At 77.2% G+C, this 1,082-nt stretch carries 1 protein-coding gene; it reads right to left on the bottom strand.

The features are described from left to right. Nucleotides 1-1,082: NHL repeat-containing protein (locus GTR02_RS21825; protein WP_476702880.1), on the bottom strand; the 1,082-nt coding region annotated here is incomplete at both ends.

Here is a 1,082-nt window from a genome sequence, read left to right as displayed (position 1 = left end):
GAGCCGAGGTGAGCAGGGGCGGGGTGGTCGTCGGGGGCAGCGACAGCTTCTGCACCTGGTGGTTGTTCTGGTCGGCGACGAACGCCGTCCCGGTGCCCGCCACCGCGATGCCGAGCGGGATGGCCAGCCGCGACGACGTCGCGGGCCCCGGGGTGACCGCGCCCTGCGCGCCGTTGCCGGCGACCGTGCTCAGGTGGCCGCTGCTGTGGTCCACCACCACGATGCGGTTGTTGCTGCGGTCGGCCACGAAGACGTTGCCGCGGGCGTCGACGGCGACGCCGGTCGGCTGGTTGAGCCGGGCGGTGGTGGCCGGGACGTCCGTGGAGACCCCCGCCGTGCCGGTACCGGCCACGACGCTGAGCACGCCCGTGCCGGCGTCGACGCGGGCGACCTGGTGGTTGAAGCGCAGCGCGACGAAGACGTTGCCGGCCGCGTCGACGGCCAGGCCGTTGGGCGTGTTCAGCGGGGACGCGACGGCCGGGCCGGGCGTCACGGCACCGGCCACCCCGGTGCCCGCGACGACGCTGAGCCGGCCCGCCGCGTCGACCTTCAGCACCCGGTGGGCGCCGCGGTCGGCGACGTAGACGTTGCCCGCGGCGTCGGCCGCGACCCCGAAGGGCGACCTCAGCGGCGAGTCGGTCGCGGTGCCCGGCACCGGGTCCGCGGTGGCCCCCGTGCCGGCGACGACGGACAGGAGCCCCGTCGCGGCGTCCACCTTCTCGACGCGGCGGTTGCCGTCGTCGGCGATGTAGACGTCGCCCCGCGGGCCCACCGACACCCCGAGGGGGATGTTCAGCCCGGAGGCCGTGGCGGGTCCGCCGGGCGTCGGGGCTCCGGGCGTCCCGGTGCCCGCGACGAAGGTCAGCAGTCCGGTGCCCGCGTCCACGCGCTCGATGCGGGCGTTGTCGCGGTCGGCGACGTAGACGTTGCCGGCCACGTCGGTGGCGACCGCGACGGGCAGCCTGAGGAAGGAGGCCGCCGCCGGCCCCTCCACGGCCGTCCCGCCGACGCCCCGGCCCACCAGCGTCGTGAGCGTGAACGGCCCGGCGGTCGGCACGGCGGCGACGGCTCCCGTGCCGGCG

The organism is Kineococcus siccus (assembly GCF_009906795.1).
GTDB classification, from domain to species: Bacteria; Actinomycetota; Actinomycetes; order Actinomycetales; family Kineococcaceae; genus Kineococcus; species Kineococcus siccus.
Note: the sequence above shows the minus strand (reverse complement) of the source record. Positions and strands in the feature narration are given on the sequence as shown.